Raw genomic sequence first — 25,373 nt, 5'->3', positions numbered from 1 at the left:
GTGCGAAACGGCTTTTCGTCCGCAATTGCTCAAATCAAGGAGACAGACGCCAGAGCCGCGCACCGACACCGATTTTGCCGCACCGGCTTCGGCGATGGCAGGGCTCATGGGTGAAAAAAAACTGACGTGCCGGCCTCTCGCGCCGGCACGTCCTGTTGTGTTCGTCGCCGCTCAGGCCTTGGGCAGCGGCATTTCCTTGACCGTGGAGGAGTCCGCCGGAGCATCGCTGTCGAACCACTTCTTGTGGATCGCGGCCAGCGTCCCGTCCTTCTTCATCGCGGTCAGCGCGTCGTTCAGCTTGCCGAGCAGCGGGTGGTCCTTGGTCATCATCAGGCCGTATTGCTCACCGGTCTTGATGCGCTGCTTGACGACGAGGTCCTTCATCTTCTTGAAGGAGTATTGCATGCCGGGGATATCGCTGACGGCGGCATCGACGCGGCCGGCGCTGAGGTCGAGCAACAGGTTCTGCTGCGTGTCGTAGCCCTTCACGTCGCTGAAGCCGTCGGCCTGCTGATGGTCCTTGACCCAGGTTTCGCCGGTGGAACCGGAAAGCACGCCGACGACCTTGCCCTTGAGGTCCGCCTCGGTGCTGATAGGGCTGTCGGCCTTGGTGGCGATGCCCATGTCCGAATCATAATAGGGTTGCGTGAAGGACTGCGACTTCAGCCGCTCCTGCGTGATGGTGATCGAGGAGATGGCGACGTCGATGCGCTTGGAGGTGGTGGCGGCAAACAGCGCCTGGAACCCGAGATCGGCGATGTCGGTGGTCATGCCGATGCGCTTGGCCGCCTCATTGACGATGTCGACCTCGAAACCCTCGAAGGTGCCGCTCTCGTTCTTGTATTCGAAAGGCGGATTGGTCGGGTAAGCGCCGACATTGAGCGCATCCGCGGCGTTAGCGGTGGCGGGGCCGGCGGCGATGCCGATAGCGGCGGCCATGAGAAGCAGGTTGCGACGAGTAAAGCTCATTTCTGTTCCCTCTGTTGTTGAACGGGCGGGTTCGACCCGCACGGCTTTTTGCCGCCCCGCTTTCGGCAGGGCGTCAATTCATTGCGGCGGTCATGCGTTGAAGCGCCGTTTCTATCTGGTTGCTGTCGCGGCACACGCACATGCGCAGGAACGCTGCCGCCGAATTTCCGAACAGGTGACCGGGCGCAAGCCCGACCCGCGCCGTCTCCAGAATGCGGGCGCAGGCGCGCCGCGCGTCGTTCTCGCCCTCCAGGGCGAAGAACGCATACATGCCTCCGCGCGGCTTGGTCGGCAGGATGGTGCCTGGGACTTGCGCCAGCCGGTCATAGGCGAGGTCGAGGCCTATCCTGATCCGCTGCCTGATTTCCTCGACCAGCGGCTCACCCTGGCGGATGGCGGCGACGGCGCCGGCCTGGATCGGCGCGGCGGTGCCGCTGTTGACATATTGCGTCATGGCGCCGAGCTGGTCGGCAACGCCCGACGGATGGGTCAGCCAGCCGACGCGCCAGCCGGTCATCGCCCAAGCCTTCGAGAAGCTGTTGACCGACAGAACCCTGTCGCCGTCCTCGGCGATCTGCAGGATGGAAGGGGCGACGTCGCCCTCGAGATAGAGCCGGCCGTAGACCTCGTCGGAGATGATCCAGATGCCGGTGCGCCGGCTGAAGTCGAGCAGCGCCTGCATCTCCTCGCGCGTCGCGGTCCAGCCGGTCGGATTGGATGGCGTCGACAGGAAGATCGCGCGGGTGCGCGCATCGCAGCTTGCAAACAATCGGTCGAGATCGAGCTGCCAGCCGCCCTTGAAATCGAGCGAGAACGGGCGCGGCTCGCCGCCGATCAGATGGATGGCGTTGTGGATGTTGGGCCATTGCGGCGCGACATAGACGACGTTGGTGCCGGTATCGACCAGCAGTTCCAGCGCCAGATAGAGCGCCTGCATGCCGCCCGGCGTCACCGTGGTCCGCGCGATCGGGATCGAGCGGCCGTGGATGCGCGTCTGGTATTCTGAAAGCGCCTCGTTCAGCGGGCCGTGCCCGCGCATGTTGGGAACGTAGAAGGTCAGGCCTTCGTCGAACGCGGCCTTCGCCGCGTCGCGGATGAAGGCTGGCGTCACCATATCGCCTTCGCCGTACCAGAGCGCGATGACATCGCCGAGTTCCCGCGCGCGAACCGCAAGGTTGGCGATGTTTTCGGTGTGCAGGTCGCGAATCTGGGCACGCACGCCATCGAAAGCATAGCGCGCGCTGGACGATGAATGGGGCAGTATGAACGACAAGGACCGAACCCCTCTCACCCGGAACACTGCGATGGACCGGAAAAGCCCCTCCAGCCGGACAGTCGCGATCTTGATGCTATCCAAAGTACGGCGCTTTTCAAGGCGAAAGTTTTAAGCTTAAAGTTTGGCGACCCTCTGCCCTGCCGATATGCTCTCGCCTAGCCGGCCCCAGACGCCAGTTCGGCGCGGGCGGCGGTGCCGTTGGCCGCGGCCCCGGCACCGAGAAACATCGTGTCGCTGGCCAGCACGAAGAAACTCGCGCCGATGGCTGCCCATCGGCTGACGGTCTGGGGGCTGGCGCAAAATATGCCGGCAGTCCTGCCATGTGCGATCGTTACGCGAATGATTGTTCCGATCGCCTCGGAGAGCTTGTCCGCGCCTGCCGGGCCGATCGCGTCGATCGACACCGAGAGATCGCCAGGGCCGACGAAGACCACGTCGATGCCGTCGACGGCCGCGATCGCTTCGATGTTGGCCAGCCCCTCCGATGTCTCGACCTGGATCGCGACGATCGTTCGGTTGTTGGCGGAGGCAAGATATTCGGGAATACGATAGCCATAGCCCGCGGCCCGGCCGGGACCGACACCGCGCGCGCCTTGCGGCGGATAGCGCGAGGCCTTCACCGCCATCGTGGCCTGCTCCGCTGTCGAGACGCGCGGCACGAGCACCCCTTGCGCGCCGCTGTCCAGCGCCGCCTGAATGGCTTCCGGCGCATGGCCGGGAACCCGGACCATAGCCGGCACGCGATGCACGTCGGCTGCTCGCACCATGGCCTCGATCATGTCGCGCGAGATCTGCGCGTGCTCCCAGTCGATGCAGAGGAAATCGAGGCCGGACAGCGCCATGACCTCGACGGCGACCGGATGGGGAATGGCGGCGAATGACCCGATAAGGTTCGTCTTGCCGATGCACTTCTGGCGGAACTCGCTCATGCCATCCCCTTTTTGAGTTGCCCAAAGCATACCCGCAAACGACGGCGAGGCGAAGCTATTTCAGGCTTGAAATATTTTCACGCCGGCCTAGCGTGTGGCGTCCCGCCGCGAGTTTCCGAGATGATCAAAGCCCATCCCCTGCACGGCCCGAACAGACTGAAGCTCGGCGTCTTCTCGACCAATGCCGATGGCGGGCTTGCCATCACCGACGTGCCGGAACGCTGGACGGCGAGCTGGCGGGATAATCTGACGGCCGCGCAGATAGCCGACCGCGCCGGCCTCGAATTCATGTTGCCGATCGCGCGCTGGCGCGGTTTCGGCGGCCGCAACAAGGTCCGCGAATTCTCCTTCGAGACCTTCACCTGGGCGGCGGCGCTCGCGGCCGTGACCGAGCAGATCGGCCTGTTCATGACGGTGCATGTGCCGCTGGTGCATCCACTCTACGCCGCCAAGGCGCTGGCGACGGTCGACCACATCAGCCAGGGCCGCGCCGGGCTCAACATCGTTTGCGGCTGGAACCCGAAGGAATTCGGAATGTTCGGCACGCCGTTGGTCGAGAAGGGCTATGACCAGGCGGCGGAATGGATTGAAATCCTCGAGCGGCTCTATGCATCGAGCGAGCCTCTCGACTATGAAGGCGCTTATTATCGGCTGAAGGAGGCGGTGAGCCGGCCGGCCAGTCTTCAGGTTCCGCGTCCGGTGACGATGAATGCCGCTTTCGGCGGCCCGGGCCGGGATTTCGCCGCCGCCAGATGCGACTATCTGTTCACGACCTTTTCCGAGATAAACGATGCCGGCAAGCATGTCGCCGACATCGGTGAGCGCGCCGACAAGGCGGGCCGCGATGTCGGCGTCTATACGGTTGCGCATGTCGTCTGCCGCCCGACGGTAGAAGAGGCGCAGGCCTATTACACGCGCTACGCCGTCACGATGGCCGATCACGAAGCCGTCGACGCCCATATGGCCGGCAAGAAGGAATTCTCCCAGTCGCACGATCCGCACGCCTATGATCTCTATCGGCAGCGCTTTGCCGGCGGCGCCGGCACTTATCCTTTGATCGGAACCCCTGAAAAGATTGCCGCCGATATGGTCGCCATTGCCGGGCATGGCTACCAGGGCATCGCGTTGTCCTTCGTCAACTACACCCAGGAACTGCCCTATTTCTGCGACCATGTTCTGCCGCTGCTGCGGCAGGCCGGGCTTCGCGAGTAACTACTCGGGGATAACAGCCGTCGCCTGAATCTCAACCTTGGCCCGGTCCTCGACCAGCGCCACCACTTGCATCGCCGCCATCGCCGGGAAGTGTCGGCCGATCACGTCGCGATAGGCCTCGCCGATGCCCTTGAGGTTGCCGACATATTCGGCCTTGTCGGTAAAGTACCAAGTCATCGAGGTGATGTGCCGCGGCTCGCCGCCGGCTTCGGCGAGCACGGCAACGATGTTGGCGAGCGTCTGGCGCACCTGGCCGACGAAGTCGTCGGTCTCGAACCGGCATTCGGCATTCCAGCCGACCTGGCCGCCGATAAAGACGAGCCGGCCACGCGCGGCCACACCATTGGCGTAGCCGATCGGTTTGGCCCAGCCTTCCGGCTGCAGGATCGTGTGCATGTCCAGTTCCCCCTGGTTCAAACTCGTTGTCACGCCCCGCTCATCACCTGCCTGGCGATGACCACCTTCTGCACGTCCGAGGCGCCCTCATAGATGCGCAATGCCCGGATCTCGCGATAGAGGCTCTCGATGATGTGTCCCTTGCGGACGCCATCGCCGCCATGCAGTTGCACCGCCTTGTCGATCACGTCCTGCGCCTTGTCGGTGGCGAAGAGCTTGGCCATCGCGGCCTCGCGCGTCACCCGCGCGGCGCCCATGTCCTTGGTCCATGCGGCGCGGTAGATGAGGAGCGCAGCCGCGTCGACATCCAGCGCCATGTCGGCGAGGTGACCCTGCACCATCTGCAACTCCGCCATCGGCGCACCGAACAGTTTTCGCTCGGTCGCGCGTTTGATACTTTCGTCCAGCGCGCGGCGCGCGAAGCCGAGGGCGGCCGCGCCGACCGTCGAGCGGAACACGTCGAGCACCGACATGGCGATGCGGAAGCCGTCACCGGGCTTGCCGATCAGGCCGGAAGCCGGAACGCGCACATTGTCGAAGGAGAGCCGCGCCAGAGGGTGAGGGGCGATGACCTCGAGCCGCTCGGCGACGCTGAGCCCCTTCGTCTCCGCCGGCACGACGAAAGCGGAAATCCCCTTGGCGCCGGGCGCCTCGCCGGTGCGGGCGAACACCACATAGAGGTCGGCGATGCCGCCATTGGAGATCCAGGTCTTTTCGCCCGAGAGCAGATAGTCGCCGCCTTCGCGGACAGCGGTCATTTCCATATTGGCGACATCCGACCCCGAGCGTGGCTCGGAGAGCGCAAAGGCGGAGATCGCTTGGCCGGCCCGCGTCTTCTCCAGCCAGCGCTGCTGGTCCGGCGTGCCGAACAGCGTGATCGCGCCGGTGCCCAGCCCCTGCATAGCGAAGGCGAAATCGGCGAGCCCATCGTGGCGGGCAAGCGTCTCGCGCGTGATGCAGAGCGTGCGCACGTCGAGTGGTCCGGGATTGGCCGGGTCGAGCGCCGTCGGCTTCAGCCACCCGTCGCGGCCAAGCATCGCCACGAGATCGCGGCAGGCGGCGTCGACGTCGTGGTGGTCGACGGGAAGGTTTTGTTGGCACCAGGCTTCGAGACGCTCGGCGAGTTGGCGGTGGCGATCTTCGAGGAAGGGCCACGAGAGGAAGGTGCGGTCAGGCATTTGCACCTCCGCAGTGCTTAGGGCGTTGCGCTCTACGGCGCCCCCCTCTGTCCTGCCGGACATCTCCCCCTCTAGGGGGGAGATTGGCAGTTTTGGCGTCCCGCTCAATCCTGCGGCGTTGGTGGTTGGCGAAAGCGGGGGGGACATCCGATCTCCCCCCTAGAGGGGGAGATGGCCGGCAGGCCAGAGGGGGGCGCTGTCCCGCCAACCTCTCCAAGAACACACCCATCCTCAACTCCCCTCGAACACCGGCTTTTCCTTCGCGGCGAACGCCTTGTAGGCCCGCTTGAAATCGCCGGTCTGCATGCAGATCGCCTGTGCCTGCGCTTCCGCCTCGATCGCTTGCTCGAGGCCCATCGACCATTCCTGGTTGAGCTGTGTCTTGGTGATGCCATGCGCAAAGGTCGGGCCGGAAACGATGCGCGCCGCCATGTCGAGCGCGTCGGCCTTGAGCGCCGCCGGCTCGACCAGGCGATTGTAGAACCCCCAGCGCTCGCCTTCGGCGGCGCTCATGGTGCGGCCGGTGTAGAGCAGTTCGGCGGCGCGGCCCTGGCCGATGATGCGCGGCAGGATCGCACATGCGCCCATGTCGCAGCCGGCGAGGCCGACGCGCGTAAACAGGAAGGCGGTCTTTGCCTCCGGCGTGGCGATGCGGATATCGGAGGCCATGGCGATGATCGCGCCGGCGCCGACCGCGACGCCGTCGACGGCCGCGATGATCGGCTTGCCACAGTTGAGCATCGCCTTGACGAAATCGCCGGTCATGCGCGTGAAGGCGAGCAGCGCCTTCATGTCCATCTCGACCAGCGGCCCGATGATGTCGTGGACATCGCCGCCCGAGCAGAAATTGCCGCCATTGGGCAGGAACACCACGGCATCGACGTCGTCGGCATAGACGAGCTCGCGAAACGTGTCGCGCAGCTCGGCATAGCTGTCGAAGGTCAACGGGTTCTTGCGCTCTGGCCGGTCGAGCCGGATCTTCGCGATCTTGCCTTCGACCTGCCAGAGGAAATGCTTGGGCTTGAGCTTGGCCATGGCGCTCATTCGCGTCCCTCCCAATTGCTGCGGAACGATTTCAACATGCCGGTCAGCTGCCGCGCCTCGTCCTCGCTGACATTGCCGAGCAGCTCGCCGACCCAATTCTCATGCGCGGCTGCGATCGCGGCGAAAGACTTCGAGCCTTCCTCGGTCAGCCGTACCATCGACGTGCGGCGGTCGCCGTTACGGCGCGCCCGCGTCACCAGCCCTTCGGAAACCAGCCGGTCGACGATGCCCGTCACATTGCCGTTCGACACCAGCAGGAAGCGCGACAGGTCGCTCATCAGCATGCCTTCCGGCGAGCGGTAGAGCGCCGCCATCACGTCGAAGCGCGGCAGCGTGGTGTCGAACTCCTTCTTCAAACGCTCGCGCAGCTCCGCCTCGATGGTGCGCGAGGCGCGCAGCAGGCGTATCCACAGCCGCAGCCTGTCCTTGCCTGGTCCGGCGGAAGTCGGTCCCGCTACCATGTCTCGCCTCCCGAAATCGAAATGGCCTGCCCGGTGATCGACCGCGCGGCGTCGCTGCACAGCCAAAGCACCGCCGCCGCGACTTCTTCCGGCTGGATGAAACGCCCCTGCGGGTTCGTCGCCGCAAGGCTCGCGCGCGCCTCGCCGGTGGAACGTCCGGTCTTCTCGACGATGCGCTGGACGGATTCTTCAAGCATCTCGGTTTCGACGAAACCCGGGCACACGGCATTCACGGTGACACCGGATTTGGCGGTCTCGGCAGCCAAGGCTCGCATCAGCCCGACCACCCCGTGCTTGGCGGCGACATACGGCGCCACATAGGCATAACCCTTGAGGCCAGCGGTCGAGGCAATGAAAATGATCCGGCCGGTCTTTCGCGCGAGCATTCCGGCGAGCGCCGGCTTCACGGTTAGGAACGCGCCGGTGAGATTGACGTCGAGCGTGCGCTGCCAGTCGGCCAGCGCGGTCTTGTGCGCCGCCGCGCTGCCCGCCATGCCGGCGTTGGCCACGACGATGTCGAAGGGTCCGCGTGCGGCTTCCGCCTTCTGGTACACGTCCGCCATGGCGGCCTCGTTCGTGACATCGGCGGTGACGGCAAAGATGCGGTCGTTTTCCTTTGTAACCTCAGCCAGCGTCGCTTCGCGCCGCCCGCATATGGTGACGGCCACACCTTCTGCCGCCAGCGCTTGCGCAATGGCTTTGCCGACGCCGGAGCCGCCGCCGGTGACCAGCGCGTGCTTGCCGGCAATTTCGCGCACGGCGCTCATACTTTGAGCCCCGCAGCCGCTTCGCGCTCGGCCAGGCGGTAGATCTGGTCGCGTCCCGGCAGATAGGGATCGGGCCATTTGACGCCGCGGTCGCCGAGCGTCACCGCCGCGTGCAGCGTCCAGTAGGGATCGGCAAGATGCGGCCTGGCCAGCGCCACCAGATCGGCGCGGCCGGCCATCAGGATCGAGTTGGCATGGTCCGGCTCGTAGATATTGCCGACCGCCATCGTCGCCATGCCGACCTCGTTGCGGATGCGGTCGGAAAACGGCGTCTGGAACATGCGGCCATAGACCGGCTTGGCGGCGATGGTGGTTTGCCCGGCCGACACGTCGCAAAGGTCGACGCCCGCTCCGTGCAGAAGTCTGGCGATCTCGACCGCATCCGAAGGCGTGACGCCTTCGATGCCCACCCAGTCATTGGCCGAGATGCGCATCGAGATCGGCTTTTCGGCCGGCCACACGGCGCGCACCGCATGGAAGATTTCCAGCGGATAGCGCATGCGGTTTTCCAGCGAGCCGCCATAGTCGTCAGTGCGGCGGTTGGTCAGCGGCGTAATGAAGGCCGACAGCAGGTAGCCATGCGCGGCATGGATCTCCAGCATGTCGAAGCCGCAGCGCGCGGCCATCTCGGCCGAGGCGACGAACTGGTCGCGAACCACATCCATGTCGGCGCGGTCCATCGCCTTCGGCACCTGGTTCTTCGGCGACCATGGCACGGCCGAAGGCGCCATCACCGGCCAGTTGCCGTCCGGCAGCGGCACGTCGGTTCCTTCCCAGCCCACCCGGGTCGAGCCCTTGGCGCCGGAATGGCCGATCTGGGCGCAGATCTTTGCTTCGGTCTCGGCATGGACGAAATCGACCAGCCGCTTCCAGGCGACCTCATGCTCCGGTCTGTAGAAGCCCGGGCATCCGGGCGTGATGCGCCCTTCCGGGCTGACGCAGGTCATCTCGATATAGAGCAGGCCGGCGCCGCCCTTGGCGCGCTCGGCATAATGCGAAAAATGCCAGTCGGTCGGGCAGCCGTCGACGGCCTTGTACTGCGCCATCGGCGAGACGACGATGCGGTTGGTCAGCGCCATATCGCGCAGCTTGAACGGCGCGAACATTGGGGTGCGGCGTAAGCTGTTGCCGCCGGCGCCGGCCTTGCGCTGGAACCATTCTTCGGCGCCCGCCAGCCATTCGGCATCGCGCAGCCGAAGGTTCTCGTGGCTGATGCGCTGCGAGCGGGTGAGCAGCGAATAGTTGAATTGAACTGGATCTAAACCGAGATATCGTTCGACTTCTTCGAACCATTCCAACGAATTGCGCGCCGCCGATTGCAGCTTCAGCACCTCGGTGCGCCGCGCATCCTCATATTTGCGGAAGGCCGCATCGAGGTCCGGCTCGGACTCGACATAGTCGGCAAGCGCCACCGCGCTCTCCAGCGCCAGCTTGGTGCCGGAGCCGATCGAGAAATGCGCTGAAGCCGCGGCGTCGCCCATCAGCGCCAGGTTCTTGTACGACCAGCGCTCGCACAGCACGCGCGGGAAGTTGATCCAGGCCGAACCTCGAATGTGGTTGGCGTTGGTCATCAGCGGGTGGCCGCCGAGATGCTTTGCAAAAATGCGTTCGCAGACCGCGATCGATTCCTGCTGCGTCATCTGGCCGAAGCCGAACGCAGCCCAGGTCGCTTCGCTGCATTCGACGATGAAGGTCGCGGTCTCGCTGTCGAACTGGTAGGCATGCGCCCACACCCAGCCATGCTCGGTCTTCTCGAAGATGAAGGTGAAGGCGTCGTCGAATTTCTGCGTGGTGCCGAGCCACACGAACTTGCATTTGCGGGTGTCGATGTCCGGCTTGAAGACGTCGGCGAACGTGGCGCGGGATTTAGAGTTCAACCCGTCGGCGGCGACCACCAGGTCATGCGTTTCCATAAAGGGTTTCGGGTCGGAAACATCGGTCTCGAACATCATCTTGATGCCGAGCTCGCGGGCGCGCCGCTGCAAGAGGATCAGGAGCCGCTTGCGGCCGATGCCGCAAAAGCCATGACCTGAAGACACCGTGCGCACGCCGTCATGAATGACGGCGATGTCGTCCCAATAGGCGAAATGCTTCTTGATCCAGACGGCGCTGACCGGATCGTTCCTGGTCAGGTTCTCCAGCGTCTCCGCCGACAAGACCACGCCCCAGCCGAACGTGTCGTCCGGTCGGTTGCGCTCATAGACCGTCACCTCATGCGCGGCATCGCGCAGCTTGAGCGAAATGGCAAAATAGAGTCCGGCTGGTCCGCCGCCGAGAACCGCAACCTTCATGTCTTGCGATCTCCTCTAGAGCAATTCCAGGAAAAATGCGTAGCGGTTTTCCGTCCGGAATTGCATGAAACGCTCTAAGGCATCGGGAACGCCGGCAGGCCGGCGACCCAGCAGTCAGTATCGCGCTGGCCGGCGATTATTTCAAGCTTAAAGTTTTATAATTGAACGATCGACGCCGGCTGTTTGGTTCGTCACTTGGTCGGATTCTTCGGGCTCCACAGCACCGTCTCGGCGTCCTTTTCATACGCCATGCCTTCGGGGTAGCTGATCGCCTCCAGCTGCAGACCCCAGGGCGCCTGGAAATAGAGGATGGTCTGGCCTGCAGCCGGCCCTTCCTTCACCGGCAGCGGTCCCATCCGGGTCTTCACGCCCTTGGCCTCGAGATAGGTTTTCGCGGCGGCGACGTCGTCGACATAGAAGGCGATGTGGAAGCCGCCGATATCGCTGTTCTTCGGCGTCAAATCCTTCTGGTCGGGCGCCGTGTATTTGAACAGTTCGATGTTCGATCCATAGCCGCAGCGCACCAAGGTGATCTCCTCGATCACCGCCTTCGGATCGACGCCAAGCAGATCCTGCATGAAGGTACCCTTGTCGTCGGCGAACGGCCCGAACGACATCGCCTTCTTGCAGCCGACGACATTGGTGAAGAAGTCGACGGCCTGCTTCATGTCGGGCACGGTGACGCCGGTGTGGTCATGCCCCCGCATGCCGGGGATCGAATCCGCGGAAGCTGCTCCTATTGCGCCGAACAAAGAGGCCGCGAAGGCCGCTGCCTGGATTACGTATTTCATGTCACCCTCCGTTGGCGGGCTGACTTGTCCTTGCGCACATCCGAGGCCCGCTGGTCGGCGTGCGGATCAAAAACTCACGTCATGCCGACGCCTTGGGCCGCAGCCAGTCCGGGTCGATTTCCGGCAGCGGAATGGCGGCGAGCAGGTCGCGCGTGTAAGTCTCCTTCGGGTTCTCGAACAGCGCGTCCGTGGCGCTAGCCTCGACGATCCTGCCTTCGCGCATCACGATGACCTGCTGGCAAAGCCGCCGGATCACCGACAAATCGTGGCTGATGAAGGCCACCGTCAGCCCCATCTCGGCCGCCAGCCTTTCCAGCAGCGTCAGGATCTGCGCCTGCGTCGAGACGTCGAGGCCGGAGACGATCTCGTCGGCCAGCACGAATTTCGGCGACAGCGCGAGCGCTCGTGCGATACCGACACGCTGACGCTGGCCGCCCGACAATTCGTGGCGGTAGCGGCTGGCAAAACTCTGCGGCAGGCCGACGCGCTGCAACGCTTCCGCGACGCGTTCCTTCAGCCTGTCGCCAAGGCCGTTCTGCCTCAAGGGTGCGGCGATGATGTTGAAGATCGTATGCCGCGGATTGAGCGACGACATTGGATCCTGGAAGATCATCTGCAGGTCGCGGCGCAGCGGCCTGAGCTCCGCTTCCGAAAGACGGCTGATGTCGCGCCCCTCGAAGCCGATGGAGCCTGCGCTAGGTTCGAGCAGCCTTACCAGCGCGCGCCCGAGCGTCGATTTGCCCGAACCGGATTCGCCGACGATGCCGGTCACCGATCCCATGGGCAGATCGAAGTCGAGCCCTTTCAGGATCTCGGCCAGTGGCGCGCTGCCGATCAGCGGCTTGCGCGTCATGTCGGGCAGCGCCACCCTCAGCCCGCGCACGGAAATCAGCGGCTCAGCCATGGCCGGGCCTCCAGTCCTGGTCGGCGGCGGCGATCTCCACGGCCAATCCGGCAAGCACGCTTTCGTCCACCGGCTTCAGCGAGGCGTATGGGTCGGTGTAGCGCGGTGTCGCCGCCATCAGCGCGCGCGTATAGGGGTGCTGCGGTGCCGCAAACAGCGCCTCGGTCTCGGCCTCTTCGACCACCTTGCCGGCATAGAGCACCGACACTTTCTGGCTGATCTTGGCGACGACGCCGAGATCGTGGGTGACGAACAGGATCGCCGTGCCGTGGTCGCGCTGCAGTTGCGCGATGAGCCGCAGGATCTGTTTTTGCACCGTTACGTCCAGCGCCGTCGTCGGCTCGTCGGCGACAATCAATCGGGGTTCCGCCGCGAACGCCGCTGCGATCAGCACACGCTGCCGCATGCCGCCGGACAATTCATGCGGATAGCTCTTCAGCACGCGCTCGGGATCGCGGATCTGCACCTCGTCGAGCAACTGCCATATGCGCTGGTCCGCCCTCTCGCCGCTCCAGCCGAGGATGCGCACCAGCCGGTCGGTCATCTGCGGGCCGATGCGGCGCGACGGGTTGAGCGCGGTGAGCGGATCCTGCGGGATCAGCGCCGTTCGCGCGCCGATCAGGGTCCGCCGCGCCTTGGCATCGAGCTGGCCCAGGTCCTCGCCCTCGATCAGCATCTCGCCTTCGACGATGCGCACGCTTTTCGGCAGCACGCCGAGCACCGCCTTGCCGATCATCGTCTTGCCGGCGCCGCTTTCGCCGACCAGCGCGCGCACCTCGCCCGGCTGGACGACGAGCGACACGGAGCGCAGCACGCGCTGGCCGTTGGGCAGCACGGCGCTCAAACCGCGGATTTCCAGGCACGCGCTCATCGCAGCACCGGATCGAAGCGCGCCTTCAGCGCTTCGCCGAATTGGCTGAAGGAGAGCACTGTCAGGATCAGCGTGATGAGCGGGAACACCAGCACCCACCAAGCCTGGTGGATCGACAGTCGCCCCTCGGCGATGATGCTGCCCCAGGTCGGGTCGTCGGTCGAGATCGACAGATTGACGAAGGAGAGGATCGCCTCGACGATGACGGCGATGCCCATCTCCAGGGACAGCAGCGCCACCACCGACGGCAGCACATTGGGCAGCACTTCGCGCAACATGATGCCCATGCGGCCATAGCCGGCAATGCGCGCGTTCTCGACATAATCCATGCGCGCCTGACTCATCGCCTCGGCGCGGATCACCCGGCAGAAGCGCGTCCAGTCGATGATCGCGATGGCGAGGATGACGGAGCTCAGGCCGGTGCCCAGCACGGCCACCAGCAGGATCGCGAACAGCACCGGTGGGAAGGCCATCCACACATCGACGATGCGCGAGATGGTGCGGTCGGGCCAGCCGCCGAAATAGCCGGCGATCAGGCCGAGCGTGGAGCCGAGAACACAGGCGGACGTCGCCGCCGCGAAGGCGACGATGAAGGCGATGCGGCCGCCGAAGATCAGCCGCGACAACAGATCGCGTCCCAGGCTGTCGGTGCCCAGCCAATAGCCGGGTTCGGCGCCGTCCAGCCAGAAGGGCGGCAGGCGCTCCAGCATCAGGTCCTGCGCCAGCGGGTCCTGCGGCGCGATCAATGGCGCGAAGACCGCCGCCAGCAGCGTCAGCAGAAGCCAGCCGCCGGCCAGCCACAGCCTCGGAGCCAAACCGCGCCTGGCGACACTTGCCTCATCCATGGCGCAGCCTCGGGTTGAGCAGCGCATATGTCATGTCGACGGCGAGGTTGATCAGCACGAAGAGCAGCGCGAACACCAGCACGATGCCCTGGATCAGCGGCAGGTCGCGGTTGATGACGGCGTCGATCGCCATGTTGCCGAGACCTTCATAGGAAAACAGCCGCTCGACGATGACGGTGCCGCCGATAAGGAAGGTGAACTGAACGCCGACCAGCGTCAGCGTCGGCAATGCCGCGTTCCTCAGCGCCTCGCGCAGGATCACCTGTGTCTCCGAAAAACCTTTCACGCGTGCCAGCACCACATAGTCGAGGTCGAGCACTTCCTTCAGCGACTGTTTGAGCAATTGAGCGATGATCGCCGCCAGCGGCAGCGCCAGTGCCACGGCCGGCATCAGCATGTGTTTCAACAGGTCCCAGGTCAGGTCGAAACGAAGCCTGAGGATGCTCTCGACCAAGTAGAACTGGGTGGCGAAGGGCAGATCGAGCTGCGGCGACACCCGGCCCGAAATGTCGAAGACGGGCACCAGCACGCCGAACAGCAGGATCAGCACCAGGCCCCAGAGGAAATCGGGAATGGAGAGCGTCGCGCCGCTGGCGATGTCGATGCCGGCCTCTATCGCCGTCCCGCGCGAGCGCGCGCCGAGGATCGCGGCGGTCGTGCCGATCGTGATCGCCATCAGCAGCGCGACCGTCGCCAGCTCCAGCGTCGCCGGCAGCCGGTTGAAGACCAGGCCGAGCACGTCCTGGCGCAATGATATCGACGTGCCGAAATCGCCATGCAGCACGCCGCCGAGCCAGATGAAGAACTGCTGCACGATGCCCTTGTCGAGTCCATAGAGCGCGCGCAGCCGCGCGATATCGTCATTGCTGGCGCCGGGCGGCAGCATCATCGCGATCGGGTCCCCGGGCGCGACGCGGATGACGACGAAGACGACGACGGCGACTCCGAAAAGCGTCACCATCATCGTCAGCAGACGAACGAGGAATCTTTGCAGCAGCATGCGCCCTAATCACTCTGAACGGACTCCCCCTCATCCGGCCCTCGGGCCACCTTCTCCCTGAGGGGAGAAGAGGTCGCAGACGGCTGAGCTAGTCTCTTCTCCCCTCGGGGAGAAGGTGGCCGCGAAGCGGCCGGATGAGGGGCCCTGCCGGGCGAAGACCGGCAGGGGTCAAGGCCGACACTCAGGCCGGGGTCATCAGCGCCGGCAGCAGCGCGCCGGACACATGCTGCACGACATTGACCTTCTTCGAATGCACGATCGGCTGCGCATATTGGATCAGCGGCAGCACATAGGCCTGCTCGGCGATGTATTTGTCGACGGCCTTCCAGCCAGCGATGCGCTTGGCTTCGTCCTTCTCACCCCACAGCGGGTTGATCATGTCGATCAGGTCCTGGCTGTCCCAAACCGAATGCGGGCTCGGGCCATACATGGCGAAACCGGTCGAGGTGGTCGGATCGCCGATGGAGTTGCCCCAGTTGTAGAAAGCGGCCGGAGCCAGCTTGTCGGCGGCGCGCAGCTCGTAATGCTTGGCGATCTCGTAGACCTCGATATTGGCCTCGATGCCGACCTTGCGCCACATGCCGACGATCGCCTGGATCATCTCGTAGTCCTTGGGCTTGAAACCCTTGGTCGTCTGGATGGTGAACTTGGCCGGCTTCTTGGGCGAATAGCCGGAGGCGGCGAGCAGCTCCTTGGCCTTCTCGGGATTGTGCTCGACCTTGATCGATGGATCGAAGGCGGCGTATTCCGGCGTCTCCAGCGTCGCGATCGGCTGGCCGTAGCCGCGCAGCAGCCGCTTGACCAGAAGCTCCTTGTCCACTGCCATCACGGCGGCCTGGCGGACGTTCTTGTCCAGCATCGCCTCGATGTCGTTGAAGAAGATCATGCCGATGTCGGAAACATTCTTGATCGAGCCGGCAAGCCCGTCCTTCGCAATCAGCCGGTCATATTCCTCATAGGGGATTTCGAGCGTCACCTGCGAGGAGCCGGACTCGATCTCGGCGACGCGGCTCGCCGCGTCGGTCACGAATTTGATCGTCACGTTCTCGAAGGCGGGCTTCGTGCCCCAGTAGTGCGGATTGGCCTTCAGCCGCAGGAAGGCGTTGCGCTCGAACTTGTCGACCATATAGGGGCCGGTGCCGATCGGCGCCTTCTCGAAGCCTTCCGCGCCGACCTTCTCGTAATAGGCCTTCGGCAGGATGTAGCCGGTCAGGAACGACATCCACTTGAAATAGACCGGGTCGAACTGCACGACATCGCCGGTGATCTTGTTGCCGTCGATCTTGAAGTTGTTGACGTTCTTCCAGACGAACTGGATCGGATTGCCGGTCTTCTCGTCGCCGGCCCGCTGCAGCGACCACACCACGTCCTCGGCCGTAAAGGGCGAGCCGTCATGCCATTTCACGCCGTCGCGCACCGTCATCGTCACCTTGGTGCGGTCGTCGTTCCAGCCCCATTCGGTGAGCAGTCCGGGCGTGAAGGAAAGGTCCGGCTTCTGCCCGATGATCTGGTCGAACACCGATTGATAAAGGCCCTGGATGGTCGGGTTGACGGCCGAGGGGCCGGTCGTCGGGTCCCAGGAAGGCAGATTGACGTTGTAGGCGATGGTGAGTTCGTCCGCCGCCTTTGCTGCCCTCGGCAGGCCAAACGTGGCGGCACTGAGCGCCGCTGCGCCATATCCAAGCAAGTCACGTCTGTTGATGGTCATGGTCGTTCCCCTTGTTGGTTGTCATTTGTCTGCGCGGCGTTTTCATTCGGTGGTGGGCAACCGCGCCTTGTCCATCCCGGATTTCTTAGGCTCAACTTCCTCCCAGCTGTTGGGCGAGCATGTAGCCCGAGCCTGCGCCCGTGCCGGCGCCGGGCCATGTCGCGGCGCCGGTGAGGTAAAGGTTCGAGACCGGCGTGTTCCAGCGCGCGAAGCCCCGCGCCGGGCGGAAGAGGAAATTCTGCGCCAGGTGATGGCTGCCGCAGATCTGGTCGCCGCCGACGAGGTTCGGGTTTTCGCGCTCGAGGTCGAGCGGCGAGAAGATCGCACGGCCGAGGATTTTTTTGCGCAATCCCGGCGCATAGCTCTCGATGATGTCGAGCACGCGCTCGGCATAGGCGTCCTTGACCGCATCCCAGTGCGCGGGCGCGATCTTGCCCGCGGCATCGCCGACGATCTCCGCCGGCAGCATGCGCACCTGCACCCACAGCACATGCTTGCCTGGCGGTGCGCGCGACGGATCGACCGCCGTCGGCTGGCCGACGACCAGCACCGGCTGGTCAGGCAGCAGCCCGGCGATCGCCTGCTGATAGACGCGCGACATGGCGTCGAGCGACGGTGCCAGATGTACATAGGCGAATTGGCGAAGCTCGGCGCCGGCGCTCCAGTCGGGCAAGTCGTCCAGCGCCATATGGATCATCATCGTGCCCGGCGCGTGGCGGAATGTCTTCATCGCCGCATCGAAACCGGCGTCACCGGAACCATTGGGCAGCAGCCCGCCTGCCAGCGCCTTGGGCGCGACGCCGGCAATGACCGCCTTGCTTGCGGCATGGGTTTCGCCGGATGCCAGCCGCACGCCCGACGCCCGGCTGCCGGCCACCGTGATCTCCGACACCTCCGCGCCTGTTACGATCTTGCCGTCGGCCGCCTTGAGCATGCCGGCAAGCGCCCGGATAATGGTATCGGCGCCGCCTTTGCCGAGCACCATGCCGAAACTCTGGTTGGCCATCGATTCCAGATAGGGGAACACAGCACCCCCGGCGATGTCGGGCGCGAAATCGAGATGCATGCCCCAGGCCGCGAGTGTCGTGCGCACATGCGGCGTCTCGAAATTTTCCTCGAGCCACGCGCGCGGTGACGACAACAGCAATCGGGCCGTATCGAGCGCGCCGGAAAAACCCTTCTTGCGCCAGAGATTCCAGCCTGTGCCGGCCAGCGCCCTTGCGCTCATCGGCGAACCCAGCAGGCGGAACAGATGTTCGGCCTCACCCGGGAAGGCGGCGACCAGTTTCCGCCATGTGGCCGCGTCCGCCGCGGAGAAGGCGGCCAACCGCGATGCGGTCCTTTCGAGGTCGTTGCTGACGCCGAACCATTTGCCGTCCGGGAAGGCGCTGGCGAAACAATCAGCCGCGGGCGCGAATTCCAGTCCGTGGCTTTTCAATTCATTTGCATATTTCCGGTGGAAGGCCGAGCCGGCGAAGAGGCTCAAATTCATCGCGCCGAAATCGTGCCGGAAACCCGGAAGCGTGTACTCGGCGGTCCGTACCGCGCCGCCGATCGCCTCGCTGCGTTCGAAAACCGCTATTTTCCAGCCTTTGAGCGCCAGATGCGCGGCGCATGCCAGACTGTTGTGGCCCGCCCCGACAAAGATGGCGTCGAACTCGCTCACGCCCCGCCCCAAAAATGCTTTATGCTTAAAGATAATTGCAGATGCATATGTTTTCGTCTAGTAGGTATATTAAGGGCCGCAACGAGCCTTGAAGGTCACGAACAAGAGGGAACAAAAGACCATGGACACGCAAGAACTCCTCGGCGAGGTCGCCGGCCAGCTGCTTTCGGGCGCCATCAAGGTGGTCGATCTGACGGCGCCGCTCGGGCCGAACACGCCGCTGATCAAGCTGCCGCCGGAACTCGCCGTCGACACGCCGAAGGTCGAGATCCACGAGATCTCCAAATACGACAAGAACGGCCCGTGGTGGGCCTGGAACTGGCTGAAGCTCGGCGAGCATTCGGGCACGCATTTCGACGCGCCGCAGCACTGGATCACCGGCAAGGACTATCCGGACGGCGCCACCGACACCATTCCGGCGCAGAACTTCATCGGCCCAGTCAACGTCATCGATTGCTCCAAGGAGGCCGCCGCCGACCACGACTTCCTGCTCACCGTCGACCACATCAAGGCCTGGGAAGCCAAGCACGGCGCGATCAATCCCGGCGAGTGGGTGGTGATGCGCACCGACTGGTACAAGCGCAACGGCTCCGAGGCCGAGTTCCTCAACGCCAACGAGACCGGCCCGCATACGCCCGGCCCGACGGCGGAAGCCATCCAGTTCCTGATCAGTAAGGACATCAAGGGCTGGGGCTCGGAGACGATCGGCACCGACGCCGGCAAGGCCGGCGGCATGGAGCCGCCGTTCCCGGCCCACACGCTGATGCACAAGGCCAACCGTTACGGACTCGCCAGCCTGTGCAATCTCGACCAGCTGCCGCCGAAGGGCGCGATCCTGATCGCCGCCCCGCTCAAGATCGAGCACGGCACCGGCAGCCCGATCCGCGCATTGGCGCTGGTGCCGGGCAAATAGGCGAGGCGACGGTCTTCGGGAGAAGATCATGCTTGCGGGCGATGGAGTGATCGGGACGTTGGGACTACCGTTCTGTAGCGCTAGCGCTCTACGGCGCCCCCCTCTGTCCTGCCGGACATCTCCCCCTCTAGGGGGGAGATTGGATGTCACCCCTGCTTTCGCCAATCTCCCACGTCGCAGCACGATGTGGGGCGCCAAAACTGCTGATCTCCCCCCTACAGGGGGAGATGTCCGGCAGGACAGAGGGGGGCGCGAAGGAACTCGGCTTCGCGCGATTGACGCCCTCGTACCCGCGAGCCTCCAATGACCGCCCCCGATCACATCATCGTCGGCAGCGGCATCAACGCCCTGGTTTGCGCGGCGATGCTGGGCGCCAAGGGCGCCAAGGTGCTCGTGCTCGAGCGCAACGATCGTCTCGGCGGCTGCATGCGCACCGACGAGATCACGGCGCCTGGCTTCGTCCATGATGTGATGGCCACGACTTTCGTGCTGTTCATCACCTCGCCGGCGTTCGCCGCGCTCGGCAAGGACCTTGCGCGGCATGGACTGGAGTTCTGCCACACCGCCACCCCGACAGGCGTGCTCACGCCCGACGGCAGCCATGCCGTGCTCACCACCGACCGTGCCGCCAACATTGCGGCGCTGAACCGGATCGCCTCCGGCGACGGCGACCGCCATCGCGGCGATGTCGGCGACATCGAACGCAATGCCGGTCTTCTCTTCGGCCTGCTCGGCGGCGCGCTCTGGTCCTACCCGACGACCAAGCTCATCGCCGGCGAGGCCTGGCGGCGCGGCCCGCGCAACCTTGCCGCCTTCATGGGCGAGGCGCTGGTGCCCGCCCGCGGCTGGCTGGAAACGACTTACAGTTCCGGCCTCGTCCGCGCGCTCTGGGCACCCTGGGTTTTGCATGCCGGGCTCGGGCCGGAAGATGCCTTCTCCGGCCAGATCGCCAAGGTTATCGCCTTCGCGCTGGAGGCGGCCGGCGCGCCGATCGTCAAGGGCGGCGCCAAGAACCTGCTCGCCGCCTTCGAGGCGCTGATCAGGGAACGCGGCGGCGAGATCCGCGTCAACGCCGACGTCGCCTCGATCGTCCAGAGCGGCGGACGCGCCGGCGGCGTGCGGCTCGCCTCCGGCGAGACGTTGAACGCCGAGAAGAGCGTCATCTGCTCGGTTACGCCGACGCAGCTCTATAGCCGCCTGCTCGGCGATGCGGCTCCAAAGCGCGACGTCGAAGCGACGCGCGTTTATCGCTACGGCAAGGGCAATTTCCAGATCCACTACGCGCTGGACAAGCCGCCGGCCTGGCGCGGCGAGGGCCTCGACAAGGTCGCGCTGCTGCATCTGACGCCGGGTTTGGATGGCGTGTCGAAGGCCTGCAACGAGGCGGTGCGCGGCCTGCTGCCGGAAGTGCCGACCATCTGCGTCGGCCAGCCGCACGCGCTCGACCCGTCGCGCTGCCCCGATGGCAAGGCGATCCTGTGGCTGCAACTGCCGGAGGCGCCGCGCCACATCAAGGGCGATGCCGCCGGCAAGCTTGAAGCGCCCGCCGACGGCCGCTGGACCGAAGCGCTGCGCGAAGCCTATGCCGACCGGGTCGAGGCGATCCTCGCCAACCACATCGACGGTTTCCGCGAGAGCGTGATCGCGCGCCGCGCCTATTCGCCGGCCGATCTCGAAGCCCTGAACGTCAACCTTGTCGGCGGCGATCCCTATGGCGGCTCGTCGACCATCGACCAGTCCTTCCTGTGGCGGCCGTTCAAGGCGAGCCGCAACCACGAGACCGGCATCAAGGGCCTCTATCATATCGGCGCCTCGACCCATCCAGGCGCCGGCCTCGGCGGCGGCTCCGGCTTTCTGCTGGCGGGGAGGCTATGATGGAACAGAAGCTCGCCGAAAAGCGCCAGCGCATCTCGACCCTCGGCCAGATCGGCCTGCAGCAATTCGCGCCCTATCTGATGAACCGCATCATGGGCCGCTACAACGCCACTTTGCGCGACGACTTCCGCAAGCAGGGCCTGACCATCCCGCAGGTGCGCACGCTGGCCGTGCTGTCAGTCGCCGACGGCGTCACCGTCAACGATCTCTCGGTCTACACGGTCATCGAGCAGTCGACCTTGAGCCGCACGCTCGACTCGCTGGAAGGCCAGGGCCTGGTGCGGCGCGAGCAGGGCGTCACCGACAGCCGCATCCGCCATGTGTTCCTGACCGATGACGGGCGGGCGCTGTTCACCCGCGCCTGGCCCGCAATGCATGACGCTTTCGAAGCCATGTTCGACGGTATCGACGATGCCGAATACGCCGCGCTGATCGCGATCCTGCAGAAGATGCTCAGGAACATTCGCAAACACGACATCTGAGTTTGACGCACGCGCCGCCTGCCCAAAGGCAACGGGAAGGCGGCAACGGAAGGAGGCGGAGATGGCCGAACGGTCTTTTGCCAAGGAAGTCGAAAAGCTGAGGCTTGGCGCCGGCGAGGAATTCGCCGGCGAGGGCATCCTCGCCATCACCAAGGCGCTCTTGCAGTGCGGCGTAGGCTATGTCGGCGGCTACCAGGGCGCGCCGATCAGCCATCTGATGGATGTGCTGGCCGACGCGCAGGACATTCTGGGCGAGCTCGGCGTGCATTTCGAGGCGAGCGCTTCCGAAGCGACTGCCACCGCCATGCTGGCCGCCTCCGTGCATTATCCGATCCGGGGCGCCGCCACCTTCAAGTCGACGGTCGGCACCAACGTCGCTTCCGACGCGCTGGCGAACCTGGCCTCCGGCGGCGTCACCGGCGGCGCGCTGATCATCGTCGGCGAGGACTATGGCGAGGGCTCCTCGATCATGCAGGAGCGCAGCCATGCCTTCGCCATGAAGAGCCAGGTCTGGCTGCTCGACCCGCGCCCGAACCTGCCATCGATCGTCAAGGCGGTCGAGGACGGATTCGAGCTGTCGGAGGTGTCGAACACGCCGGTGATGCTGCAGGTGCGCATCCGCTGCTGTCACGTCCATGGCCACTTCATCGCCAAGGACAACAAGCGCCCGCCGATGTCGGTCGCCGATGCGCTGTCCGCGCCGCGCCGCGACACCGGCCGCATCGTGCTGCCGCCCGCCTCCTTCCTGCATGAGAAGGAGAAGGTCGCCAAGCGCTGGCCGGCGGCGGTGGATTTCATCAAGAGCCGCAAGATCAACGAGATGTTCGGGCCGGATCACGGCTCGGTCGGCATCGTCATGCAGGGCGGCATGTATAATTCCGTCATCCGCGCGCTGCAGCGGCTCGGCCTTGCCGACACCTATGGCGAGACCGACGTGCCGCTTTACGTGCTGAACGCCGTCTACCCGCTGGTCGACGATGAGTTCCTCGCCTTCTGCGAGGGCAAGCAGGCGGTGCTGGTCGTCGAGGAAGGCCAGCCCAATTATATCGAGCAGGCCTTTGCCGCGATGCTGCACAAGGCCGGGCGCGGCACCAAACTGGTCGGCAAGGAGCATCTGCCGATGGCCGGCGAATATACCGGCCAGGTGATGCTCGACGGCATCGGCTCCTTCCTGCGCGCCAATGCCCCGCATCTGCTGCCGGGCAAGGTCCGGGCTCCGAACAAGGTGGGTGAAGGCGTCGATACGGCCGACCTCATCAATGTCGTGCCTGGACGTCCGCCGGGCTTCTGCGTCGGCTGTCCTGAGCGGCCGATTTTCGCCGCGACCAAGCTTGTCGAGCAAGAGCTCGGCAAGCACCACATCGCTTCCGATATCGGCTGCCATCTGTTCTCGATCATGCCTCCTTTCGAGCTTGGCGCCACCACCATGGGCTACGGGCTGGGACCGGCCTCGGCTTCCGCCTTCAATTCGCCGGAAGCAAAGCGCCGCTCGATCTCCTTCGTCGGCGACGGCGGCTTCTGGCACAACGGCCTGACCTCCTCGATTGGCAATGCGGTGTTCAACAAGAATGACGGCGTCATCGTCATAGTCGACAATTTCTACTCCGCCGCCACCGGCGGCCAGGACATCCTGTCCTCGCGCGCCAACAACCGCACCAAGTCGACCAAGCATCCGATCGACGAAGCGGTGAAGGGCATGGGCGTCAAATGGCTGCGCCACATCGACCGCACCTATGATGTCGGCAAGATGCAAGCCGCGCTGCGCGAGGCGCTGACCACCGAGGAGAAGGGTCCGAAGGTTATCGTCGCCTCGTCCGAGTGCATGCTCAACCGCCAGCGCCGCGAGAAGCCGCTGGTCGACAAGGCGATCAAGGGCGGCGAGCGCGTGGTCAAGCCGAAATTCGGCGTCGACGAGGACATCTGCACGGGCGACCATGCCTGCATGCGGCTGTCCGGCTGCCCGTCGCTGTCGGTGAAGTCGCTCGACGATCCGCTGCGCGACGATCCGGTCGCCTCGATCGATCAGAACTGCGTCGGCTGCGGCAATTGTGGCGAGGTGGCGGACGCCGCCGTGCTCTGCCCATCCTTCTACCGCGCCGATGTCGTCCACAATCCCGGCCGCTGGGACCGTTTCCTCGAAAGCGCGCGCCGCGCCGCGATCGGCCTTCTGCAGCGCCGCCGGGAGAGCCGCCGCTTGATGTTTGCCGATGCTTGACCAGGCTTCTCCCCTGCGCCCGAAGGCGGGCGCCTCTGACGACGAGCGGGTGATAAAACTCGCCGTGCTCGCCGTCGGCGGCCAGGGCGGCGGCGTGCTCGCCGACTGGATCACCGACGTCGCCGAGCGCAACGGCTATATCGCCCAATCGACCTCCGTGGCCGGCGTCGCGCAGCGCACCGGCGCCACGATCTATTATATCGAGATGGCCCGCGACACCGGCCGGCTGCCGGTCTTCGCGCTGTCGCCGTCGCAGGGCGATGTCGACATATTGATCGCGGCCGAGCTGATGGAAGCCGGCCGCGCCATCATCCGCGGTTTCGTCACGCCCGAGCGCACGACGCTGATTGCGTCCTCGCACCGGATCGCCGCCGTCTCGGAAAAGATCGAGCCGGGCGACGGCCGCGCCTCATCGGAAAAAGTGCACGCGACGGCGCAGGCTGCGGCCAGGCGCTTCATCGCCTTCGACATGGAAAAGATCGCCGCCGAGAATGGCACGATGATCTCGGCCAGCCTGCTCGGCGCGCTGGCCGGTTCCGACGCGCTGCCCTTCACCCGCGAGACTTACGAGCAGGCGATCGGCGCCGGCGGCCGTGGCGTCAAGCCGAGCCTCGCCGCCTTCGGCGCGGCCTACGACCGCGCGCGCGGGATCGCGGCAGCGCCGGCCGGGGAAAAGGCGGCGGCGGAACCTGCCGTTGCCCAGCCCAGGCCAACGGGGCGGGTCAGCGGCCCGGAAACCCTGCTCAAGGGCTGGCAGGCGCTTGCCGCTCGCGTCGCCTCGCTCCCTGAGCCCGTGCGCGACATGGCCGAGCGCGGGCTGAAGAAGGTCGTCGATTACCAGGACATCGCCTATGGCGGCGAGTATCTCGACCGGCTGGACAGAGCGGTGGCGCTTGACAATGCGGAGCGCGGCTACGCGCTGTCGATCGCCGCGGCAAAGCATCTCGCCAACGCCATGTGCTACGACGACATGATCCGCGTCGCGGATTTGAAGACACGCTCGACGCGAGACAAGCGGGTGCGCAAGGAGGTCGGCGTCAAGGAAGGCTCGGTCCTGCAGGTCACCGAATATTTCCATCCGCGCATCGAGGAGTTCTGCGGCACGCTGCCGGCCGGGCTTGGCAGCTACATCGAGAGCCGCCCAAAACTCGCCGCCTTCCTCGATCGCCGCATCAACCGCGGCCGCCACATCCGCACCGACAGTTTCACCGGCTTCGCCATGCTGTGGTTCATCGGCGGCCTGCGCCGCTGGCGCCGCCGCCTGCTGCGCCACAGGGTCGAGATAGGACATCTCGAACGCTGGTACGGCCTGGCGCTCGGCTATGTGCCGCAGGACTACGCGCTTGCCACCGAAATCCTGAACTGCCGCCGGCTGATCAAGGGCTACAGCGACACCCACGCCCGCGCCCAGTCGAAATTCGATCGCGTGCTGTCGGCGCTGCCGATGCTCAAGGGCAGGGAGGACGCCGCCGACTGGATCCGCCGCCTGCGCGAGGCGGCTCTCAAGGACGAGAAAGGCGACATGCTGGACGGCGCGCTGAAGACCGTGGCGACGCTCAACTAGAATCACCTTAAATAAA

Annotated in this window: 22 protein-coding genes; 6 read left to right on the top strand and 16 right to left on the bottom strand. The window is 65.1% G+C overall.

Annotated features, from left to right (window positions below; genetic code table 11):
* Positions 1-171: 171 nt before the first annotated feature.
* The 3 genes from LB529_RS22015 to LB529_RS22005 all read right to left on the bottom strand — a co-directional run bounded on the left by LB529_RS22015 (position 172) and on the right by LB529_RS22005 (position 3,174).
* Entirely contained in the window at positions 172-969 is a 798-nt protein-coding gene (locus LB529_RS22015) for an ABC transporter substrate-binding protein (protein WP_140724467.1), read from the bottom strand.
* A 73-nt stretch (positions 970-1,042) separates the two neighbouring features.
* Complete coding sequence (locus tag LB529_RS22010; RefSeq protein WP_224712334.1) at positions 1,043-2,242, bottom strand: pyridoxal phosphate-dependent aminotransferase; 1,200 nt, start codon at positions 2,240-2,242, stop codon at positions 1,043-1,045.
* Positions 2,243-2,400: 158 nt separating this feature from the next.
* Positions 2,401-3,174, bottom strand: coding sequence for an HpcH/HpaI aldolase family protein (locus LB529_RS22005; RefSeq protein WP_224712333.1), 774 nt, complete (start codon positions 3,172-3,174; stop codon positions 2,401-2,403).
* Between the two features lie 120 nt (positions 3,175-3,294).
* Here LB529_RS22005 and LB529_RS22000 point away from each other — a divergent pair, with 120 nt between their 5' ends.
* Complete coding sequence (locus LB529_RS22000; RefSeq protein ID WP_224712332.1) at positions 3,295-4,386, top strand: LLM class flavin-dependent oxidoreductase; 1,092 nt, start codon at positions 3,295-3,297, stop codon at positions 4,384-4,386.
* On the opposite strand, the gene LB529_RS21995 is transcribed toward LB529_RS22000, so the two are convergent.
* From LB529_RS21995 to LB529_RS21935, 13 genes are all read right to left on the bottom strand, one after another.
* Positions 4,387-4,782 carry a RidA family protein gene (locus LB529_RS21995; RefSeq protein ID WP_224545178.1) on the bottom strand — a complete coding sequence of 132 codons (396 nt, stop codon included), beginning with the start codon at positions 4,780-4,782 and terminating at the stop codon, positions 4,387-4,389.
* 29 nt (positions 4,783-4,811) lie between these two features.
* Entirely contained in the window at positions 4,812-5,960 is a 1,149-nt protein-coding gene (locus LB529_RS21990) for an acyl-CoA dehydrogenase family protein (protein WP_224712331.1), read from the bottom strand.
* A gap of 231 nt (positions 5,961-6,191) precedes the next feature.
* Positions 6,192-7,004, bottom strand: coding sequence for an enoyl-CoA hydratase family protein (locus LB529_RS21985; protein WP_224712330.1), 813 nt, complete (start codon positions 7,002-7,004; stop codon positions 6,192-6,194).
* Positions 7,001-7,465, bottom strand: a complete 465-nt coding sequence (locus LB529_RS21980) for a MarR family winged helix-turn-helix transcriptional regulator (protein WP_140543119.1) — start codon at positions 7,463-7,465, stop codon at positions 7,001-7,003. The genes LB529_RS21985 and LB529_RS21980 overlap by 4 nt, the downstream gene beginning before the upstream one ends.
* The gene (locus LB529_RS21975) at positions 7,459-8,232 is read right to left on the bottom strand and encodes an SDR family NAD(P)-dependent oxidoreductase (protein WP_224712329.1); all 774 of its coding nucleotides are present in this window, start codon (positions 8,230-8,232) and stop codon (positions 7,459-7,461) included. The genes LB529_RS21980 and LB529_RS21975 overlap by 7 nt, the downstream gene beginning before the upstream one ends.
* Positions 8,229-10,523 (bottom strand): bifunctional salicylyl-CoA 5-hydroxylase/oxidoreductase, encoded by a 2,295-nt coding sequence (locus LB529_RS21970; protein ID WP_224712328.1) that lies wholly within the window; start codon positions 10,521-10,523, stop codon positions 8,229-8,231. Before LB529_RS21970 ends, LB529_RS21975 begins: the two co-directional genes overlap by 4 nt.
* 191 nt (positions 10,524-10,714) lie before the next feature.
* Positions 10,715-11,314: a VOC family protein gene (locus LB529_RS21965; RefSeq protein ID WP_224712327.1), complete on the bottom strand. Its 600-nt coding sequence runs from the start codon at positions 11,312-11,314 to the stop codon at positions 10,715-10,717.
* Between the two features lie 79 nt (positions 11,315-11,393).
* The gene (locus LB529_RS21960; protein WP_224712326.1) at positions 11,394-12,218 is read right to left on the bottom strand and encodes an ATP-binding cassette domain-containing protein; all 825 of its coding nucleotides are present in this window, start codon (positions 12,216-12,218) and stop codon (positions 11,394-11,396) included.
* A complete protein-coding gene (locus LB529_RS21955) occupies positions 12,211-13,089 on the bottom strand; it encodes an ABC transporter ATP-binding protein (protein ID WP_224712325.1) in 879 nt (292 codons plus the stop codon). The genes LB529_RS21960 and LB529_RS21955 overlap by 8 nt, the downstream gene beginning before the upstream one ends.
* Positions 13,086-13,934 carry an ABC transporter permease gene (locus LB529_RS21950; protein ID WP_224712324.1) on the bottom strand — a complete coding sequence of 283 codons (849 nt, stop codon included), beginning with the start codon at positions 13,932-13,934 and terminating at the stop codon, positions 13,086-13,088. Before LB529_RS21950 ends, LB529_RS21955 begins: the two co-directional genes overlap by 4 nt.
* Positions 13,927-14,934, bottom strand: a complete 1,008-nt coding sequence (locus LB529_RS21945; RefSeq protein WP_224712323.1) for an ABC transporter permease — start codon at positions 14,932-14,934, stop codon at positions 13,927-13,929. Before LB529_RS21945 ends, LB529_RS21950 begins: the two co-directional genes overlap by 8 nt.
* 181 nt (positions 14,935-15,115) lie before the next feature.
* Positions 15,116-16,642, bottom strand: coding sequence for an ABC transporter substrate-binding protein (locus LB529_RS21940; RefSeq protein ID WP_224526824.1), 1,527 nt, complete (start codon positions 16,640-16,642; stop codon positions 15,116-15,118).
* Between the two features lie 91 nt (positions 16,643-16,733).
* A complete protein-coding gene (locus LB529_RS21935; RefSeq protein WP_224526822.1) occupies positions 16,734-18,308 on the bottom strand; it encodes a phytoene desaturase family protein in 1,575 nt (524 codons plus the stop codon).
* Between the two features lie 121 nt (positions 18,309-18,429).
* Between LB529_RS21935 and LB529_RS21930 the strand changes: the two genes are divergently transcribed.
* The 5 genes from LB529_RS21930 (at position 18,430) to LB529_RS21910 (ending at position 25,357) form a co-directional block, all read left to right on the top strand.
* Positions 18,430-19,221, top strand: coding sequence for a cyclase family protein (locus LB529_RS21930; RefSeq protein WP_224526820.1), 792 nt, complete (start codon positions 18,430-18,432; stop codon positions 19,219-19,221).
* A gap of 303 nt (positions 19,222-19,524) precedes the next feature.
* Positions 19,525-21,096: a phytoene desaturase family protein gene (locus tag LB529_RS21925; protein ID WP_224526819.1), complete on the top strand. Its 1,572-nt coding sequence runs from the start codon at positions 19,525-19,527 to the stop codon at positions 21,094-21,096.
* The gene (locus LB529_RS21920) at positions 21,096-21,578 is read left to right on the top strand and encodes a MarR family winged helix-turn-helix transcriptional regulator (RefSeq protein WP_224526817.1); all 483 of its coding nucleotides are present in this window, start codon (positions 21,096-21,098) and stop codon (positions 21,576-21,578) included. Before LB529_RS21925 ends, LB529_RS21920 begins: the two co-directional genes overlap by 1 nt.
* A gap of 61 nt (positions 21,579-21,639) precedes the next feature.
* A complete protein-coding gene (locus LB529_RS21915) occupies positions 21,640-23,793 on the top strand; it encodes an indolepyruvate ferredoxin oxidoreductase subunit alpha (protein ID WP_224526814.1) in 2,154 nt (717 codons plus the stop codon).
* Positions 23,786-25,357 carry an indolepyruvate oxidoreductase subunit beta family protein gene (locus LB529_RS21910; RefSeq protein ID WP_224526812.1) on the top strand — a complete coding sequence of 524 codons (1,572 nt, stop codon included), beginning with the start codon at positions 23,786-23,788 and terminating at the stop codon, positions 25,355-25,357. Before LB529_RS21915 ends, LB529_RS21910 begins: the two co-directional genes overlap by 8 nt.
* The last annotated feature ends 16 nt before the right edge of the window (positions 25,358-25,373 follow it).

It is taken from the genome of Mesorhizobium sp. CA5 (assembly GCF_020165105.1).
Lineage (GTDB): Bacteria > Pseudomonadota > Alphaproteobacteria > Rhizobiales > Rhizobiaceae > Mesorhizobium.
The sequence above is the reverse complement of the archived record's forward strand: the minus strand, read 5'-3'. Positions and strand labels throughout refer to the sequence as shown.

Bases quoted from the DNA above. Each gene is read 5' to 3' on its own strand.
- LB529_RS21945 (WP_224712323.1), bottom strand. From the start codon at position 14,934: ATGCTGCTGCAAAGATTCCTCGTTCGTCTGCTGACGATGATGGTGACG.
- LB529_RS21960 (WP_224712326.1), bottom strand. From the start codon at position 12,218: ATGGCTGAGCCGCTGATTTCCGTGCGCGGGCTGAGGGTGGCGCTGCCC.
- LB529_RS21920 (WP_224526817.1), top strand. From the start codon at position 21,096: ATGGAACAGAAGCTCGCCGAAAAGCGCCAGCGCATCTCGACCCTCGGC.
- LB529_RS21990 (WP_224712331.1), bottom strand. From the start codon at position 5,960: ATGCCTGACCGCACCTTCCTCTCGTGGCCCTTCCTCGAAGATCGCCAC.
- LB529_RS21925 (WP_224526819.1), top strand. From the start codon at position 19,525: ATGACCGCCCCCGATCACATCATCGTCGGCAGCGGCATCAACGCCCTG.
- LB529_RS21995 (WP_224545178.1), bottom strand. From the start codon at position 4,782: ATGCACACGATCCTGCAGCCGGAAGGCTGGGCCAAACCGATCGGCTAC.
- LB529_RS21940 (WP_224526824.1), bottom strand. From the start codon at position 16,642: ATGACCATCAACAGACGTGACTTGCTTGGATATGGCGCAGCGGCGCTC.
- LB529_RS21950 (WP_224712324.1), bottom strand. From the start codon at position 13,934: ATGGATGAGGCAAGTGTCGCCAGGCGCGGTTTGGCTCCGAGGCTGTGG.
- LB529_RS21970 (WP_224712328.1), bottom strand. From the start codon at position 10,523: ATGAAGGTTGCGGTTCTCGGCGGCGGACCAGCCGGACTCTATTTTGCC.
- LB529_RS22005 (WP_224712333.1), bottom strand. From the start codon at position 3,174: ATGAGCGAGTTCCGCCAGAAGTGCATCGGCAAGACGAACCTTATCGGG.
- LB529_RS21965 (WP_224712327.1), bottom strand. From the start codon at position 11,314: ATGAAATACGTAATCCAGGCAGCGGCCTTCGCGGCCTCTTTGTTCGGC.
- LB529_RS21955 (WP_224712325.1), bottom strand. From the start codon at position 13,089: ATGAGCGCGTGCCTGGAAATCCGCGGTTTGAGCGCCGTGCTGCCCAAC.
- LB529_RS21985 (WP_224712330.1), bottom strand. From the start codon at position 7,004: ATGAGCGCCATGGCCAAGCTCAAGCCCAAGCATTTCCTCTGGCAGGTC.
- LB529_RS21915 (WP_224526814.1), top strand. From the start codon at position 21,640: ATGGCCGAACGGTCTTTTGCCAAGGAAGTCGAAAAGCTGAGGCTTGGC.
- LB529_RS21980 (WP_140543119.1), bottom strand. From the start codon at position 7,465: ATGGTAGCGGGACCGACTTCCGCCGGACCAGGCAAGGACAGGCTGCGG.
- LB529_RS21930 (WP_224526820.1), top strand. From the start codon at position 18,430: ATGGACACGCAAGAACTCCTCGGCGAGGTCGCCGGCCAGCTGCTTTCG.
- LB529_RS21910 (WP_224526812.1), top strand. From the start codon at position 23,786: ATGCTTGACCAGGCTTCTCCCCTGCGCCCGAAGGCGGGCGCCTCTGAC.
- LB529_RS22015 (WP_140724467.1), bottom strand. From the start codon at position 969: ATGAGCTTTACTCGTCGCAACCTGCTTCTCATGGCCGCCGCTATCGGC.
- LB529_RS22000 (WP_224712332.1), top strand. From the start codon at position 3,295: ATGATCAAAGCCCATCCCCTGCACGGCCCGAACAGACTGAAGCTCGGC.
- LB529_RS21975 (WP_224712329.1), bottom strand. From the start codon at position 8,232: ATGAGCGCCGTGCGCGAAATTGCCGGCAAGCACGCGCTGGTCACCGGC.